This is a genomic window from Acinetobacter sp. ANC_7655 (genome assembly GCF_056784015.1).
Genome location: NZ_JBWYJB010000013.1, coordinates 1 through 17,330, shown reverse-complemented (window position 1 = coordinate 17,330; position 17,330 = coordinate 1). Strand labels below are relative to the sequence as shown.

The following is a 17,330-nucleotide window of genomic DNA, read 5'->3' as shown; positions in this document are numbered from 1 at the left end:
GAATTTATTGTTCATCTTCTACAGAGAATAACCCCGTAGAGAGATAACGATCACCACGATCACACACGATACATGCAATCACAGCACTAGGATGTTGTTCAGCGATTTTTATTGATGCCCAAACTGCACCACCAGAAGAAGTACCAGCACTAATTCCTTCCTTACGTGCCAATTGACGAGCCATTTTTTCAGCTTCAATTTGTGGAATATCCATAATTTGATCAACACGAGAAGCATCAAAAATCGTCGGTAAATATTCTTGAGGCCAACGGCGAATACCTGCAATATTCGACCCTTCAGATGGCTGTAGACCAATAATTTGAATATTTGGATTTTGTTCTTTGAGGTATTTTGAAATCCCCATGATGGTTCCCGTTGTTCCCATCGAACTTACAAAATGCGTAATTTTACCGCCAGTTTGTTGCCAAATTTCTGGACCAGTTGTCAAATAGTGTGCTTGGACATTGTCTGGATTACCAAATTGATTGAGTACTAAACCTAGACCATCTTTTTCCATTTGCAATGCGATATCACGAGCTTCTTCCATATTCTCGGATTCAATAAGCTCAGCACCATACGCACGCATTGCATCTTTGCGCTCTTGACTAGAGCTTGCAGGCATAATCAATTTCATTTTATAGCCACGCATTGCCGCAACCATGGCTAATGCAATACCTGTGTTACCGCTAGTCGCTTCGATCAGCGTATCACCTGGCTTAATGTCACCACGTTTTTCAGCTTGCATGATCATGTTATATGCTGGGCGATCTTTGACAGAGCCCGCTGGATTATTACCTTCCAGTTTTGCCAATACAGTCGCTTGAGTATGACTTGCCAGACGCTGTAACCTAACCAATGGGGTTTTACCCACATAGTGGTCTAATAAAAAATCGTCTGATTGAAAATCTACTTGTGTATTACTCATTATTTGCACCCATATTGAGGTGCAGGTATTGTATGAAAAAAAGTATCTCACTGCATCAATTTCAAAGGCTTTTTAATGAGGGTGATTAAAGCACCATCATTTTTTTAAAGCGTGCTAATATGCCCAACATGGGGAATGAGTCACTCTGCACATGTCGAATTTGAATAAAAAAATCTTCAATCGCTTAAAACTAAACCATGCTTATGGGCAATTGATTGCCCTCATTTTTGTCCCCATTGCAGTACTGGCAAGCGTCGGCTCTGCACTGGTACTCACAGAAACGTCTAATTCCGCAAAATCAGAACAACGCTTTGCCGCAAATGCAATTTTAAGTCGTTATAAATACACGACAGAAAACCTACTTATTGCGCTTGAAAAAAACCCCTCACAAGCGCAACAAGACCGCGCTAAAAGCATCTTACAAAAGATGTTTAATGAAAAGTATTTACTCAGTGTCGCAGTCCTAGACCAACAACAAAAACCATATTTTGGGTTAGGCTATCGTAATGAAAAACCTTGGCCTAGCTTCCCGACCAATGTACAAACATTTGGTCCGATTAAAGATCAACATAATCATATTTATGGCTTAGCATTAAATACGCCTGATCAAAGTAAAAAATGGCTTGTTATCGAGCTAGATAATCAACCTCTCGCCATCTCTCAATATCGTGTTTTCATTGTACTGATCACGACGGGTTTGTTGACACTTTTACTCTTATTACTGTGCTTGAACTTTTATTCACGACGTTGGATTGCGCCTATGTACGAAATACGTATGCAATTACAGCGACTCAATGCAGACACACTCGACCAACACATGGTCATCAATAGTACTGGCGAGTTAAGGTTACTCCAACGTGATATTGCGAATGTCGTTAAGCGTCTACATTTCAGCTTTTTAGAGCTGAAGGAACATACCGAGCAGACCGAAGACGATTTAAGACGTACGCTTGATACACTTGAAGTGCAAAATATTACTTATAAACAAGCACGCGATCAGGCCATTTCATCCAATCAGGCAAAATCTGTTTTTCTTGCCAATATCAGTCATGAGTTGCGTACCCCGCTGAATAGTATCGATGGTTTTATTCACTTGTTATTGCGCCAAGAGAATCTCAGCAATGATCAAAGCCTGTATTTGCAAACGATTCGCAAATCATCAGCACATCTTTTAGCACTGATCAATGACGTCTTGGACTTTTCTAAAATTGATGCCGGTAAACTTGAATTAGAAACCGCATCATTTGATTTAGAAGAAGCGATCTTCGATGTTATGGACATGTTGTCGCCATTAGCCGCCCAAAAAAATATCGACATGGCCTTCTACTATGCCGATAACATTCCAAAGTATGTGATTGGCGATGCTTTACGTTGTAAACAGATTTTGACTAACCTGATTTCAAATGCCATTAAATTCACCCCTGATGGTGAAATTATTGTACGTGTTCGCATGGAGCATGACGATCTAGAACATTGCCTATTACATTTCAGTGTTCAAGATAGTGGTATTGGATTAAGTGGTACAGATCGGAAACGGTTATTTGAATCTTTTTCTCAAGGCGATGCTTCCGTCACTCGTCAATTTGGTGGCACAGGTTTAGGGTTAGCAATCTCAAAACAATTGGTTAATCTGATGCATGGCCAAATTGGCTTTGAAGATAACCAAGAACGCGCCCCAACTGAAAAGGGTTCAACATTCTGGTTTACTGCGAAATTTGCGGTTGATGAATATGAAATTATTCATCCGCAATTCCATGACATGCGTGTCATCTCCTATTTAGCCCACCCTGCAACTGCGAATGTTTTACGTCATTATTTAGAAAATTACGGTGTTGAACACACAGAAGCTCAATCCATTCTAGATTTATTCAGCCGTCTAAACGGTTTGACACATCATCCTGAAAATACGTGGTTGATTGTAGATCACAGTGGTGATCCAGAGGCTTTATTAAAAGAGATTCGCGGACGTTATCAAGGTCACTTAGCCGTATATGGCTATCAGATGGCACTCGACCTCAACATGTTGAATGAATACAAAGCGAGGCCACTGTATCAACCTCTGAGCCGCTCATCATTAATTCAGCTCTTGGAAAATCAGCCAATATTTGAAGTTGAACCTCATGATAACTTTAAAGCCCTTAATTTACATGTACTTGCAGTAGACGATCATCTACCAAACTTAATCGTTTTAGAAGCTTTGCTCGGCGAAATTAATGTTCAAACAACTAAAGCGCAAAGTGGACAAGAGGCACTACAAATTTTACAACAACAGATTCAAAATGATGAAAAGCCGTTTGATCTGATATTTATGGACATTCAAATGCCAGTGATGTCTGGCATCGATACGACTCGTGCGATCAGATCGTTAGAATCCACCATCGAGGGACGTCACACACCAATTATTGCACTCACAGCACATGCTTTAGCAGATGAGAAACAAAAATTACTTAAAGTCGGCATGGATGACTATGTCACCAAACCAATCCAAATGGATCAGATTATTCAGATTCTGACCCATTGGAGCAGTGATAAGTTTATTCATCCAATTAAATCCCAAGAAAAAACTTTACGTATCGAAACCTTAGATCATCAGGTTTTAGATTGGAAACAGTGCGTTCAATTGGCAGCGAATAAAGAAGACTTAGCACAAGATTTATTGAAGATGCTGGTGGACAGCTTCCCAAATGAACTTGCTGAAATAGAACAACTCATCGAACTTGAAGATTATCCGCAGCTCGAACATGTACTACACCGTTTATATGGGGCAACACGCTACGTCGGCACTCCGAATTTACAAAGCATCACAGGTGAATTTGAACAGTTCGTTTCAACGCTGCGTAAAGAGCGTAGAAAAGCAGATGAGCAATTTATTGAAAATGTGATGAAACGGCTGGATGAATTAAAACATGCGATTGGACAAGTGAAAGAAGCAGCCGAGTCTATTCTGAATCATTAATAGACGATCAACACACTGTATTAGGCAATACGTGATGACTCTACTGTCACGACAGTCTATTTTGGACATGTTATGCTTAAAACAAGGAACAATAAACTCGAGTCACAATAATGGCTGTAATACGTGTAGAAAAAAATAATGGAATTGCGACGGTTTTTCTGAATCGTCCCGACAAACGTAACGCGATGAGCTTTCAACTTTTGAAAGAGTTGGTGCAAGTCGCAAAAAAAATTAAATCTGATCGTACTATCCGCTGTGTGATTCTCACTGGTGAAGCCAACGTATTTAGTGCAGGTATTGATTTAACAGACCTGAATAATCCACAAAATCGTGCTTATGCCGTATGGGAACTCATTAAGCCTGGTCAAAGTCTATTTCAAAAAGCTTTTTTAATCTGGCAAGAACTCCCTGTTCCAGTCATTGCAGCTATTGAAGGGTATTGCTTCGGTGCAGGTATGCAATTGGCTTTAGCGGCTGATATTCGAATTGCTCACCCCAACACCCAAATGTCGATTATGGAAACCCGTTGGGGCTTAGTTCCAGATATGGGGTTAACACGCTCAATCAAAGGTATTATTGGAGTCGACCTAGCCAAAGAATTATCATTAACAGCACGTGTATTTGATGGTCAATATGCCAAAGAAATTGGATTGATCACACATGTTGATAACGCGCCGATGCAAAAAGCTCAACAGCTTGCCGACGAAATGTTGCAGCGCTCACCAGATGCCTTAGCCGCAGTCAAACAAGTCTTAGATGCAATGGAACACGCACCCCAAAAATCACTTCGTCTTGAGAAAATTTGGCAACTCAAATTACTCCTTGGCAAAAACAGTCAAATCGCGCGTAAAAAAGATAAAAATCCAGATTTGGAATTTTTACCACGTCAATTTAAATAAATTGGTTTTCAAACTTAGATCAGGGATTAGCTTCAATAATGATTAACGGTCAAACTAAAATCGCATTCTTAGGTATGGGTTTAATGGGTAGCAGAATGGCGACTCGATTGATACAGGCTGGGTTTTACACTGCTGTCTGGAACCGAAGCCCCAACGCATGTGAGCCGTTAATCCAGCTTGGGGCACATCCCCTTCAACTCTCTGAGATAGCACAATTTGATCTGATCCTAACTTGTTTAGCCGATGACAATGCGGTAGAGGCTGTTTTTTCTCAAATTGAATCACTGATTCAACCCGAGCAGATTATTGTGGACTTCTCGAGCCTATCTGTGGATAAAACTAAAAATCTTGCACAACGTGCAACTGCTAAATCAGCGCATTGGATAGATTCTCCTGTGTCAGGTGGAACAGCTGGTGCTGAAAATGGCAGTTTAGTTATTTTTGCTGGCGGACCATCGAGCATCATCGAATCTTTACAACCAATGTATCAAGTTCTTTCACAGCGTATAACCTGTATGGGTGGAACTGGAACAGGACAAGCCACCAAAATTTGTAATCAACTGATCGTTGCTGCAAATAGCACACTTATCGCAGAAGCTGTTGCTTTAGCAGATCAGGCGGGTGTTGATACTCAACTGCTTGCACCCGCCTTAGCAGGTGGATTCGCCGACTCTAAACCTTTTCAAATTTTAACACCACGTATGGCAACGCATGAGTTTGAGCCTGTGCAATGGAAAGTTCAGACCCTGTCTAAAGATTTAAATAACGCCTTGAGTTTGGCTCGACAATTTGACCTTAATATTCCTGTCGCTCAACAAGCCTTAGAACAATTGAAAGCGCATCAATCCAATGGCTTTTCTGAATCAGACCTTGCCTCAGTCATTCTGCAAGTTGAACAAAACAATAAATAGGTCGCATTCAATATGAAGCTCGCTGTTAATTTATCGATGATCTTTACAGAAGTTCCACTCATTGAACGCTTTGCGCTAGCTGCTGAATATGGGTTCCAACATGTAGAAATTCAATTTCCATATGAGCTGAGTATTGAGCAAATTCAGCATGAACTTAATGAACATCAACTTAGCTTGTGTCTCATCAACGTTCCTGCCGGAGATTTAATGCAAGGCGGATGCGGATTAGCAAGTATCCCAAGTAAAACTGATGAATTTAAACAAGCTGTTGACTTAGCGATTGAATATGCATGCTCACTCAATATACCTCGAGTAAATATTTTGGCTGGCAAGCAACCAGATAATGTTGAATATCAGGTCTGCTATGAAACCTTATTCTCAAATCTTAAATTTGTCAGCGAGATCTTCACAGCGCATGGGATTCAACCCGTTTTTGAGATGATTAATGGCTTTGATATGCCCAACTTCATGATTCAAACAATGCATCAAGCCAAAGAGTTACTGAAAGACGTCAATCATCCAGCTCTAAAAATGCAATTCGATTGCTATCACATGGCTAGAATGCAAGAAGACCTGATTCTGTCACTCAAAGAAAATATGCAACACATTGGGCATATCCAATTTGCAGATGTACCAGGTCGCCATGAACCACTCACAGGGATAATTGACTATCCCGCTATTTTTGAATGCATTGCAAATAGCATGTATGAAGGATTTGTCGCAGCCGAATATCGCCCCCAATCTCATTCAACAGATTCTTTCGAATGGAAAAATAAACTTCTTTAATATCATCATATTGTGGTATAAAATTTGTTCAAAGTTTGAATTTTCAAGCAGAAAGCGCTATAGTGAAAGATGAGTTATAGTCAGGAAAATACACTTCTCATGAATTTAGAACCATCGCCCGGCGCTTCTAATTCTCACGAACTCTCTTTGAATTCTCCAAAACAAGACGTTCAAGCTTGCTTAAAAGTTGTTCAAGAAGCATTGCTTGACGTTAAAGCAAAAGAAATCACAACGATTGATGTTAGCGAAGTGAGCAATGTTGCAGATGCAATTGTCATTGCTTCAGGTACTTCTACACGTCACGTGAAAGCGCTTGCAAACAACGTCGCTGATGAAGCACGTAAAGCAGGTTTTCGCCCTATCGGTATTGAAGGCGAAAGCGATGCAGAATGGATCCTTGTTGATCTTGGCACTGTTGTAGTACATCTAATGTTACCTACAGCACGTAAGTTTTATGATCTAGAAAACTTATGGCGTAATGCTTCAACTACAGATTCTGTAGCATAAACATATTAAAGCGACCTTCTTGGTCGCTTTTTTATACTGTGCATTTTAAATTTATAACAATAAAGCCAACAAAAAAGAACTCACTAATTTGGTTTACCTTGATATGACCATGATAAAAGCCACAAGAACAGATCACGATGCATTAGTAGAAACATTAATGCAATCCTTTTGGAACGAAGAGTTTTGCAACTGGGCGATCCAAGCTGAAAAACTGAGTTTCCAACAAAAACATGAAAAACTAGAGCAATTCTTTAGTATTCAATTGAAAGATATCGCTCAACCATATGATGAAGTCTATACCAATCCCGATCGCTCAGTTGCTGCACTTTGGATTCCGCCAAATCAGTGGGATTTAAACCTCATTCAGCAGGTTAAACTACTCCCTCAATTAACGAAGATTATCGGTTTAAGACAACTGGTGAAATTTATTCACATCATTAATCTGGTGCAGAAACATCATCCCAGTGAGGCGCATTATTATTTACAACTCATAGGTGTAAGTCCTGACCACCAAGGACAAGGCTTAGCCAGCAAAGTCTTAACACCTATTCTCACCAAGAGCGATCAACACGGTATCCCATGTTATTTAGAAACTGCAACACCAAGCAATGTTGGACTCTATTGTCATTATGGATTTGAAGTGATCTTTCACCTTCGGGATCTGCCCTACGATGCACCTGAAATTTGGGGAATGTGGCGAAAACCTACACATGAAAAATAAAAAAACCACCCGAAGGTGGTTTTTTTAAAACAGTCTATAAATTAGTGACCTGTACCATTAATGGCTTTCGTCATATCTTCAACAACTTTCTTCGCATCACCAAAGATCATCATTGTTTTGTCGTTATAGAACAAGTCATTATCAAGACCCGCATAACCTGTCGCCATAGAGCGCTTGATCACCATAATGGTACGAGCTTTATGTGCTTCAAGAATAGGCATACCATAAATTGGCGAGTTTGGATCATCTTTCGCTGCAGGGTTAACGACGTCATTCGCACCGATGACCAACACCACATCTGTTGCTGGGAAGTCTGAGTTAATCTCATCCATCTCTAAGATGTCTTCGTACGGAACATCTGCTTCAGCTAAAAGGACGTTCATGTGACCAGGCATACGACCTGCCACTGGGTGAATCGCAAAACGTACAGTTACACCTTGCTCTTTCAATAAATTTGCAAGCTCTTTCACCGCATTTTGAGCACGACCTTGCGCCATACCATAACCCGGTACAATTACAACACTGTCTGCATTTGACATTAAGAAACCAGCATCGTCAGCAGAACCAGAACGGTAGTTGCGTTGAACTGCTGCACCAGCTGCTGCTGTCGGTGCTGCAGCACCACCCATTGCACCACCAAACAATACGTTGATGATTGAACGGTTCATTGCTTTACACATAATATAAGACAGAATTGCACCTGACGAACCTACAAGCGAACCTGCAACAATTAACATGTTGTTTTCAAGCGTAAAACCAATCCCTGCTGCCGCCCATCCAGAGAATGAGTTAAGCAAAGACACCACAACTGGCATATCACCACCACCAACAGGCGCAATCCATATCCAACCAAAGGCTAAAGCAAGTGCTGTCATTGCCCAGAACGAGGTCATGTTACCCGTCAAGAAGAAGTGAATCCCTGCTGCTAGCATAGCAATAAAAATCAAAGCTTGAACAGGTTTAACCCATGCACCTGAAATCGTTTTTGCCCATTTCTTTGCCGCCAATTTACCATAAGCAAATACCGATGCAGTGAATGTAATGGCACCAACGAAACATCCTACGAATAATTCGAATAAATGTACGCGACTCATTTCATGGAAGTTCACACCATTTGCAGCCAGTAAGTCTGGCCCAAGCTCGACGAGCTTGTTGTTGTGAATAATTGCAGCGATCGCAATCAACACTGCAGCAAGACCCACGAGTGAGTGCATGAGAGCAACTGTTTCTGGCATTTGTGTCATAGGCACTGTACGAGCTCGAGCAATACCAACAATCGCACCCAATACCATTGCACCGACAATCATCCATACCACAGGATTATCAGCAACAAAGAAAGTTGTTAACACGGCGATTGCCATTGCAATCATACCGTAACGGTTACCTGCAATTGCTGTCTTAGGACCAGACAAGCCACGCAAAGTTAAGATAAAAAGAACGGCACCGATTAGGTAAAACCAATCCGCATACTCACGAATAAATTCCATGTATTAACCCTCTTTTTTCTTTTGCTTTGGCTTAAACATTTCAAGCATACGAGCGGTTACAGCGAAGCCACCGAAAATATTAATGCTTGCTAAGAAAACAGCGATCGCACCTAATACACTCACCACATTGATGGTTTGAAAATCAACAGCCCCCTCAACACCCATAACAGGTAAACCAACAGTTTGGATCATCGCACCGACAATAATAATTGAAGACAATGCATTCGTTACGGCCATCAGCGGCGTGTGAAGCGCAGGTGTCACGCCCCAAACAACGTAATAACCTACGAAGATTGCGAGGACAAAAATTGTAATAGTTTCAACCATGATCAGTCTCCTTAACCACGCTTCAACAGCACTTGACCACCATGAGTGACAAGCAATGCTTTTTGGATTTCATCTTCTTGATTAATGCTGTAGTTTTTATCTTGATCAAAAAGCGTTTCAACAAAGTTATAAACGTTACGTGCATATAGCGCTGAAGCTTCTGTAGAAACGGTCGCTGGAATATTTGGAATACCCAAAATTTTCACGCCATTATCAGTCACAACAGTTTCACCGCATTTTGAGCCTTCAACGTTACCGCCAGTTTCAACTGCCATATCGAGGATGACTGAACCTGGTTTCATTTTGGCAACTGTTTCAGCTTTAATTAAGCGCGGTGCATCACGACCTGGTAAAAGCGCCGTCGTGATCACGATGTCAGCATTCGATACCGCTTTGTCTACAATTGCAGCTTGGTCTTTAATATATTGTTCACCAGGCATCCAACCATAACCATTTTTTGCAGCTTCATCGGCACGCGCTTGCTCTTCTGCTGACATTGGTACGTCTAACCATTTACCGCCTAAAGATTCAACTTGATCTTTGGCTGTTGGACGTAAGTCTGTCGCTTCAACAATAGCACCTAAACGTTTGGCTGTTGCAATCGCTTGTAAGCCTGCTACACCAACACCCATAATGACTACACGAGCTGGTTTAACCGTACCCGCCGCTGTCATTAACATTGGGAACATACGTTGGTACTCTGCCGCCGCAAGAAGCACAGATTTATAACCTGCCAAGTTTGCTTGTGATGACAACACGTCCATATTTTGGGCACGAGATAACGTACGTGGTAATAACTCAAGTGCAAATGCAGACACTTGCTGAGCAGCGAATTGATCAAGTTCCGTATTACGGTACGGATCAAACATCGCAACCACTGTAGTGTTTGGGGCTAATTTTTGTATTTCTTCGCCTTTAGGTGCGCGAACTTTTAAAACCAATTGACTGCCGGTATAAGCATCATCAACAATTTTTGCACCAACCTGTTCATAGGCACTATCAATATAAGCAGCTTTAACACCTGCATTACGTTGGATAACGACACTGTGACCAGCACCAATTAACTTCTTTACTGTTTCTGGTGTCGCAGCTACACGACTTTCACCAACTACAGTTTCGGTAGGGATTCCGATCTGCATGAGCATTCCTCAAGCTAATTTTTCTTAAAGTAGATATCGCATTCCTGCGATATACCCCTGGATGTATTCATGTGAATTTTTTGGATTCTAATTGAACTTTTTTAAATTACCACCCAATATTTATTTAATAAATACCCTCATTTTGAACTCATGATTCACGATCATCACAAAATTTCATGGTACTTGATCTATCATTTTCATAAAAAATAGTTCCAGTTTCGTTTAATTTTCGATCCATTTTTTAACAAAAAAGAAACTTTTTTCTAATTTATCGTCAGTATAGGGAGCTTGACTTTATTAAGCTTTGATCATTCTGACATTTTTTAGCTTTCTTTTTATCCCTTTTGATTGTGTTAAAGCGCCGTGCATGGCACATTTTTAGTTGCTTATTTCTTTCTCATAAATCTCAATTTGCCGAATTGACAAAAAATCAGACTAATCGATTCAAATTCTCAGGACATTCTTAAAAATTATAAATAAGACAAAATTTAGATAAATCTAGGTTTAAACATTGGGCTTAGATTTTGGCTTAAAGATGAAATACAAGATGACAGATTCTTGAAAAGAATGCTTACAAACCGTGCAAAAAAAATTTGAAATATTTTTTTGATGTATTTTTTGGGTTGATAGACCACTGTTTTTTTCATATTACGCACCATAATGATGCATTTAAACAAAAAATCAAAACTCCTTATGTCGCTAGGTAGGTGATTAAGCGAAAATTAGAGATTGAATTTTAGAGCTTAAAATGAAGATTGGCTTATACTTTCATTATTTACAATTGATTTTTAACATTTATGGTACTTAAGCTGACTCCCACTCAGTTAGGGAGTTTATGTGCGCTGTTGGCAGCATTCTTGTTTAGTAGTAAAGCGATCTTAATCAAGCAAGCTTATGCAGTTTCTGAAGATGTTGATGCAACATTGCTGGTTGGCTTAAGGATGCTCAGTGCCTTACCCGTTTTTCTTTTTATTTGTTGGTTGAACCGACACCGTAATCGTGGATTTTCAGGGCAGGATTGGGCCCTACTCCTCGTTGCTGGTTTGATTGGATATTATTTTTCAAGTTGGCTCGATTTTATGAGTCTGATGTACATCAGTGCCTCTTTGGAGCGTATTATCCTATTTCTATATCCTACCATGACAGTAATTGCATCAAGTGTAATTTTCAAACATCCTCTTTCACTGAAGACTATTTTTGCAATTGGACTAAGTTATGGCGGCACGCTTATGGTGATGCTCCAAGAACAAAGCAATGTGCCTCATGAAAGTAATTTTTGGCTAGGTGTGAGTTTAGTTTTCGCAAGCGCGATTTGCTTTGCGAGTTATCTATTGATGACTCCAAAATTAATTCAAAAATTTGGATCGTGGAATTTTACGGGCTTAGCGATGTCTATCGCCTGCTTAGGGACGATTCTTCACTATTTTATTGCTCAGCCAAGTCCTATATCCAATATCCTTCAACAACCCATAGAAATAATCGGATATGGTGTTGCATTAGGTATTGGGGTAACGGTGATTCCAACTATTCTCATTGCGCAAAGTATTGCTCGTTTAGGTGCTTCTCAAACAGCCATGATTGGTTCACTTGGTCCAATTCTGACCATTATATTGGCAACTATCTTTTTAGGGGAATCAATGAATATGATTCAATGGTTTGGTTGTGCACTGAATATATTGGGTGTGATGATGATTACGCTTTCCAAAACTAAACTGAAATAAAGACAACATTAACCTCACAGTTCAAATTTCAAAATAATGCTTCACGATGAAACTTAGTCTTCATAGTGAATTTCTATTTTCCCTTGATCATCGTCAAATTTAATGTCGAGTGGAACAAAGTGGGAACCCGACGATGTAGACCCCATTTGATCATTTTCATTTCTTAGTGGGCATTCAGTTAAAGATAAGCACCCACAACCAATGCACCAATCCAGTTGTTGACGAAGTTGAAGCATATTTAAGATTTTTTGATCTAAAATTTTTTGCCATGCACTCGATAATGCGGTCCAATCTGATTTAGTCGCGGTTTTATTCTTAGGGAGTATGTTAAATGCTTGCTTCACTTCAGAGAGTGAAATCCCAACCTGCTGTGCCACTTTGATGATGGCAATCCTTCTCAGCATATATCGTGGATATCGCCGTTGATTTCCTTCCGTCCGCACACTCCAAATAAGAGCTTTGTCTTCATAAAATCTGAGTGCTGCGACCGATACACCACTTCGAGCAGCTAACGCGCCTATACTGAGCCACTGTTGTAATTTTTGTTCTTCCATGCTCTTGACCTCAAGTTAAGTTGAGCTTTCATAATTCTTTTCTAAGCTTAATCCAGAGAAGATAGAATGACAAAACCAAATAAGCCACCATTTAGTTTAACAACTAAAAATCCACCTCAGCTTTATTCCCCAAGGCAATTTGCATATAGCCACATCTGTGAGGTCAAACACTTCAACACAGTCGTTCATATATCAGGTCAAGGTGGTGAAAATGCCGAAGGACATTATTCCACTGATTATTCAGAACAACTCAACCAAGTCTTCGAAAATCTCAAAATCGCTCTCAGCTATGCACATATCGACTTTTATAACATTGCTGTTCTAAGCGTATTGATTGTCAATTTTGACCAACAAAAACATCACCTGTTAAATCTGAAAATGAATACAATATGGAAAGATCAAAATTTCCCAGCATGCACACTAATCCCTGTGTCTCGCTTGGCATTAGACGCCATGCAAATTGAAATCGAAGCCACAGCTTACTGCTCCTCATCCACTGAGCCATTTATTCATGTATAACGATCTTGACGATTTAAATAAAAAAGACATCACGAATGACACTGCTTTACTTTGGTTGATGGCCATTGCTTGTGGTATTTGTGCAGGCGCTAATTATTATTCGCAGCCCTTAATTCACTCTGTTCAACTTTACTTTAATGCCCCTGCAACAGATGTGGCATTAACTGTTACTTTGGCTCAAGTCTCTTATGCTGTCGGACTACTTTTTATCGTACCACTTGGTGATATTCTCAATAAAACGAAATTAATCCCATTTTTAATGTTCTTTGCAGCAGTGGGATTATTTATTTGTGCTTTTTCGCTCAACCTTTATATGTTATGGGCTGGCACAATTATCACTGGGCTTTTCTCGGTTGCAGCACAAATTTTGATTCCGTTTGCCACGATGGCGGTTCGACCAGAACGAACAGGCGAAGTCGTCGGGTTACTGATGAGCGGATTATTGGTAGGCATTTTAATTTCGACCAGTTTAGCTGGTTTGTTATCCAACTTATTTAATTGGCAGCTCATTTATATCGTCAGTGGAATTTTGATGTTAATGGTCGCTGTGGTACTTAATATTCGTCTGCCTTATATTCCTAGCTCTAAAATTAGTTATTTTGCTGTGTTTAAATCCATGGGGCTGCTACTTAAAGAAGAGCCTCGTTTAATCTATCGCTCTATCATTGGTGCCTTTGCATTTGCAACGATGAGCATTCTCTTCTCCACCATTTCTATTTTACTTAAATCCTCTTTTTCTCTTGAAGATGTCATGGTGGGTTTAGTCACTTTGGTTGGCGTATTTGGCGCCTTGTCCACCAAGAAAATTGGTAAGATCGCCGATCGTGGTTACGTCAAACAAATCTCTTGGTTTGGCATTTTAATCCTAGGTAGCGCATGGATATTCCTTTATTTAGGTGCATTCTATTTAAGTTGCTATATCATCGGTTTTGGACTGATGAATCTCGGTCTAGCATTGGTGCATAGTAGCAACCAGAATGTGATTTTTAATTTAAGACCGGATGCTAAATCTCGTGTAAATTCACTTTATATGACCAGCTATTTTATTGGTGGCGCAAGTGGTTCCGCGCTAGGAATTTATGCTTGGGATCATGGTGGATGGGCAATGGCGTGTATCGTAGGATTAATCTTGGTCAGTTGTACAGCACTATTCACGCTAGTGGATCAACGTTATCATCGAACCCAACTCAGCTAACTCATAAAATATGCATGTTAAGCCTCTATAAATGGAGGCTTTTTCACTAATTTAGCCTCTGCAGTCATCATTCAGTCCTCTAAAGCTGTGTATCTCTTGTGCGTAATCACACACACTGTTCACTATCATTATAAAAAATATTCGTGAACAAGAATGAAAGCAGTTGTATGTCATCAAAATGAATTAACACTTGAAGATGTCAGCCATCTAACACCATCACAAGGACAAACTTTATTAGAAGTTGTGCGATGTGGTATTTGTGGCAGTGATTTACATATGCAACATAGTTGTGACCACATGCATGAACTTACGGCTAAAGTGGGTCTAAAAGGTGTTGCAAAGTCAACAGACCGTTTTGTCATGGGGCATGAATTTTGCGGTCGTGTTCTAGATTATGGTCCTAAAACTAGAAAAAAATTTAAAACAGATACCTTAGTTTGTGCGATGCCACTATTGAAAGTTGATCAGTGGGGTTATCAAGCGACTGGTCTTTCCCCTCAAGCTTCTGGTGGTTATGCCGAACAAATCTTGGTGCAATCTCAACTCATGTTTGCGGTGCCAAATGGATTACATCCCGATCTTGCGGCAATGACCGAGCCAATGGCGGTAGCTTTACATGCAGTACGTCGGAGCAGAATAAAGAAATCAGAACCCGCAATTGTTATTGGTTGTGGTCCAGTAGGCTTAGGTGTCATTTTAATGCTCAAAGCGATTGGTGTGAAAAAAATTATTGCCAGTGACTTTTCACCAAATCGTCGTAGGCTGGCTCAACTTTGTGGTGCAGATGTCGTCATTGATCCTAAACAATCATCGCCTTTTGAGAGTTGGAAAGAATACGGTTTATTGGGTGATGCTTCTGAAGCGATTAACTATGGAATCGGTATTTTTGAAAAGATTCAGTCTATGCATATTCCATGGTGGCATGCGTGGCGTATGGCTGACAAATTAGGTGCTTTACCCAAACGTCCTGTGATTTTTGAATGTGTCGGGATGCCAGGCATCCTTCAACAGATTATTAACGGTGCGCCATTATTTTCTAAAATTATCGGTGTGGGTGTATGTATGCAATCCGACAGCATCGAACCCGCTTTGGCTTTAAACAAAGAAATCGAAATCCAGTTTGTGATTGGTTATACGCCACTTGAGTTCAGAGATGCGCTCCATATGATCGCTGAAGGTCAAATTGATTGTTCTCCTCTGATAACGGGCGTTGTAGGTCTTGCAGGAGTCAAAGATGCTTTTCAGGCCTTAGGTGATCCTGAACAACACGCTAAAATTTTGGTCGACCCCAAAAAGACCGGATCTGATATCAGTGCACTTTAGATAATCTTTAGGTTCTATACGACATAAGTGCTCAGCGATTTTTTTACTATGGGGCTCAAACTTGATCAGAGTCCCTTATTCATCCTGCGTGATACTCAATCGAACTTTAAAATTTTAATTTCATCTATGAATAAATCTTAAACAAGGAAGTTTTATGTCAAATTTAAATCACATGCCTTTCAATGTTGAAGCAAGTTGTTCTTGTGGCACAAATACTTTTCGCTTTTCTCATGCACCCATCGCACATTTTATTTGTCACTGCCAAGTTTGCCAAGAATATACAGGTAAGGCATTTTCAGATGTTTTGGTATTTCTAAAACAAGATGTTTGTGATTTGAATATTGAACAGACTACTTTTAAACGTTTGAAGTCACCACCCAATATCCGTCGTGGGATATGCAAACAATGTCAGTCCCCTTCTATTGAATTTGGAATATTAGATCAGTTGGTATTTATTCCTAAATGGAACTTAAAAGACTTCTCGCAAGTTCCCCCTGAAAATATGCATATTTTTTACCATCGTCGTGTGCAAGATGTAGCTGATGATTTGCCAAAATATAATGGTTTTATCCAGAGTCAAACTCAAGTAGCTAAGTTTATTTTAAAAGGGTTAGCTAATAGAATCCTAAAATAAAATCATCAATAAAATATGACTTCACTTGAACACTGTTTAAACCAATAATTGAAAAATTTAAATTATTAGTTTTTTTTAATCGGAAGCGCTACCAGACATTTATTTCATGATGTCGAATACAACTACTATTCAGTGAGTTAACAAGACAACTTGGTTAATAATTTAGTATTTTTAATTTTATTTTAATTAAATTACAAAATTCACATTAAATTATAAAACGTAGTTATCTTTAAAATGATTTTTTATTACCACTGTCTTCAATTCGAATTATAGGTGGCTTTAAAAAACCCCGAATCATTTCGGGGTTTTTTTCTAGAGTCAAATAATAGTAGGATTCAACATTAACAACTCCGTATAAACATCTTCCTGATTTTTACTCACTATAACAGGAGCTTCAGAGTTCCATGTCGTACTGTTGTCTGCTAACTCTTCACCCAACCATGGAGTCAAATCAAGATTATCTTGATTAATGCCATCCATTATAGAGCTGATAACGTCCTCAGATAACGAATATTCTGTAGCATTATTTTCTAGTACATTTAATGATTGTTCTATGTCTAGAACATCTACTAAAGAATCATCAGATAATGAAAGTAACATTGGCTCAGGTATATTTACTTTATTTTTGATTATTTCACGATCCCAAATGGTACCATCATCGAATTCTATGTAATTAACACCATATGCTTCTGAATATAATTGGAAGCCAATTGAAATCTGTCCTGA

General features: G+C 39.6%; 17 protein-coding genes. 11 read left to right on the top strand and 6 right to left on the bottom strand.

Annotated elements, in window-relative coordinates; translation table 11 throughout:
• Positions 1–4 precede the first annotated feature (4 nt).
• Complete coding sequence (gene cysM, locus AC1M9N_RS12480) at positions 5–925, bottom strand: cysteine synthase CysM (protein WP_481588705.1); 921 nt, start codon at positions 923–925, stop codon at positions 5–7.
• Positions 926–1,076: 151 nt separating this feature from the next.
• On the opposite strand from cysM, the gene AC1M9N_RS12475 reads away from it, so the two are divergent.
• The 6 genes from AC1M9N_RS12475 to AC1M9N_RS12450 all read left to right on the top strand — a co-directional run bounded on the left by AC1M9N_RS12475 (position 1,077) and on the right by AC1M9N_RS12450 (position 7,705).
• The gene (locus AC1M9N_RS12475; protein ID WP_481954847.1) at positions 1,077–3,881 is read left to right on the top strand and encodes a GacS-like sensor histidine kinase; all 2,805 of its coding nucleotides are present in this window, start codon (positions 1,077–1,079) and stop codon (positions 3,879–3,881) included.
• Positions 3,882–3,991: 110 nt separating this feature from the next.
• On the top strand, positions 3,992–4,780 hold the full coding sequence (locus AC1M9N_RS12470; RefSeq protein ID WP_481954846.1) for a crotonase/enoyl-CoA hydratase family protein: 789 nt from the start codon (positions 3,992–3,994) through the stop codon (positions 4,778–4,780).
• Between the two features lie 35 nt (positions 4,781–4,815).
• Positions 4,816–5,691 carry an NAD(P)-dependent oxidoreductase gene (locus tag AC1M9N_RS12465; RefSeq protein WP_481607847.1) on the top strand — a complete coding sequence of 292 codons (876 nt, stop codon included), beginning with the start codon at positions 4,816–4,818 and terminating at the stop codon, positions 5,689–5,691.
• A gap of 12 nt (positions 5,692–5,703) precedes the next feature.
• Complete coding sequence (locus AC1M9N_RS12460) at positions 5,704–6,477, top strand: hydroxypyruvate isomerase family protein (RefSeq protein ID WP_481954845.1); 774 nt, start codon at positions 5,704–5,706, stop codon at positions 6,475–6,477.
• Positions 6,478–6,576: 99 nt separating this feature from the next.
• A complete protein-coding gene (gene rsfS, locus AC1M9N_RS12455; RefSeq protein ID WP_035265319.1) occupies positions 6,577–6,984 on the top strand; it encodes a ribosome silencing factor in 408 nt (135 codons plus the stop codon).
• Between the two features lie 103 nt (positions 6,985–7,087).
• Entirely contained in the window at positions 7,088–7,705 is a 618-nt protein-coding gene (locus tag AC1M9N_RS12450; protein WP_481591543.1) for a GNAT family N-acetyltransferase, read from the top strand.
• A 41-nt stretch (positions 7,706–7,746) separates the two neighbouring features.
• Here AC1M9N_RS12450 and AC1M9N_RS12445 read toward each other — a convergent pair whose 3' ends face one another.
• From AC1M9N_RS12445 to AC1M9N_RS12435, 3 genes are read right to left on the bottom strand one after another with little or no spacing between them, the layout of a single operon-like run.
• Positions 7,747–9,192 carry an NAD(P)(+) transhydrogenase (Re/Si-specific) subunit beta gene (locus tag AC1M9N_RS12445; protein ID WP_481591544.1) on the bottom strand — a complete coding sequence of 482 codons (1,446 nt, stop codon included), beginning with the start codon at positions 9,190–9,192 and terminating at the stop codon, positions 7,747–7,749.
• A gap of 3 nt (positions 9,193–9,195) precedes the next feature.
• Positions 9,196–9,519 carry a proton-translocating transhydrogenase family protein gene (locus AC1M9N_RS12440; protein ID WP_035265316.1) on the bottom strand — a complete coding sequence of 108 codons (324 nt, stop codon included), beginning with the start codon at positions 9,517–9,519 and terminating at the stop codon, positions 9,196–9,198.
• An 11-nt stretch (positions 9,520–9,530) separates the two neighbouring features.
• On the bottom strand, positions 9,531–10,658 hold the full coding sequence (locus AC1M9N_RS12435) for a Re/Si-specific NAD(P)(+) transhydrogenase subunit alpha (RefSeq protein ID WP_035265315.1): 1,128 nt from the start codon (positions 10,656–10,658) through the stop codon (positions 9,531–9,533).
• A gap of 797 nt (positions 10,659–11,455) precedes the next feature.
• On the opposite strand from AC1M9N_RS12435, the gene AC1M9N_RS12430 reads away from it, so the two are divergent.
• Positions 11,456–12,379, top strand: coding sequence for a DMT family transporter (locus tag AC1M9N_RS12430; protein ID WP_481954844.1), 924 nt, complete (start codon positions 11,456–11,458; stop codon positions 12,377–12,379).
• A gap of 53 nt (positions 12,380–12,432) precedes the next feature.
• Here the strand turns inward: AC1M9N_RS12430 and soxR are convergent, their stop codons facing one another.
• Positions 12,433–12,933, bottom strand: a complete 501-nt coding sequence (soxR, locus tag AC1M9N_RS12425; RefSeq protein ID WP_035265311.1) for a redox-sensitive transcriptional activator SoxR — start codon at positions 12,931–12,933, stop codon at positions 12,433–12,435.
• A 66-nt stretch (positions 12,934–12,999) separates the two neighbouring features.
• Between soxR and AC1M9N_RS12420 the strand changes: the two genes are divergently transcribed.
• The 4 genes from AC1M9N_RS12420 (at position 13,000) to AC1M9N_RS12405 (ending at position 16,604) form a co-directional block, all read left to right on the top strand.
• Positions 13,000–13,452, top strand: a complete 453-nt coding sequence (locus tag AC1M9N_RS12420) for a RidA family protein (RefSeq protein WP_481613243.1) — start codon at positions 13,000–13,002, stop codon at positions 13,450–13,452.
• Positions 13,445–14,647 (top strand): MFS transporter, encoded by a 1,203-nt coding sequence (locus tag AC1M9N_RS12415; protein WP_481954843.1) that lies wholly within the window; start codon positions 13,445–13,447, stop codon positions 14,645–14,647. Before AC1M9N_RS12420 ends, AC1M9N_RS12415 begins: the two co-directional genes overlap by 8 nt.
• Before the next feature lie 153 nt (positions 14,648–14,800).
• Positions 14,801–15,970, top strand: coding sequence for a zinc-binding dehydrogenase (locus AC1M9N_RS12410; RefSeq protein WP_481954842.1), 1,170 nt, complete (start codon positions 14,801–14,803; stop codon positions 15,968–15,970).
• Positions 15,971–16,124: 154 nt separating this feature from the next.
• Entirely contained in the window at positions 16,125–16,604 is a 480-nt protein-coding gene (locus AC1M9N_RS12405; protein WP_481954841.1) for a GFA family protein, read from the top strand.
• A gap of 318 nt (positions 16,605–16,922) precedes the next feature.
• Here the strand turns inward: AC1M9N_RS12405 and AC1M9N_RS12400 are convergent.
• A partial coding sequence (locus AC1M9N_RS12400) for a calcium-binding protein (RefSeq protein WP_481954840.1) occupies positions 16,923–17,330 on the bottom strand: 408 nt, incomplete at its 5' end.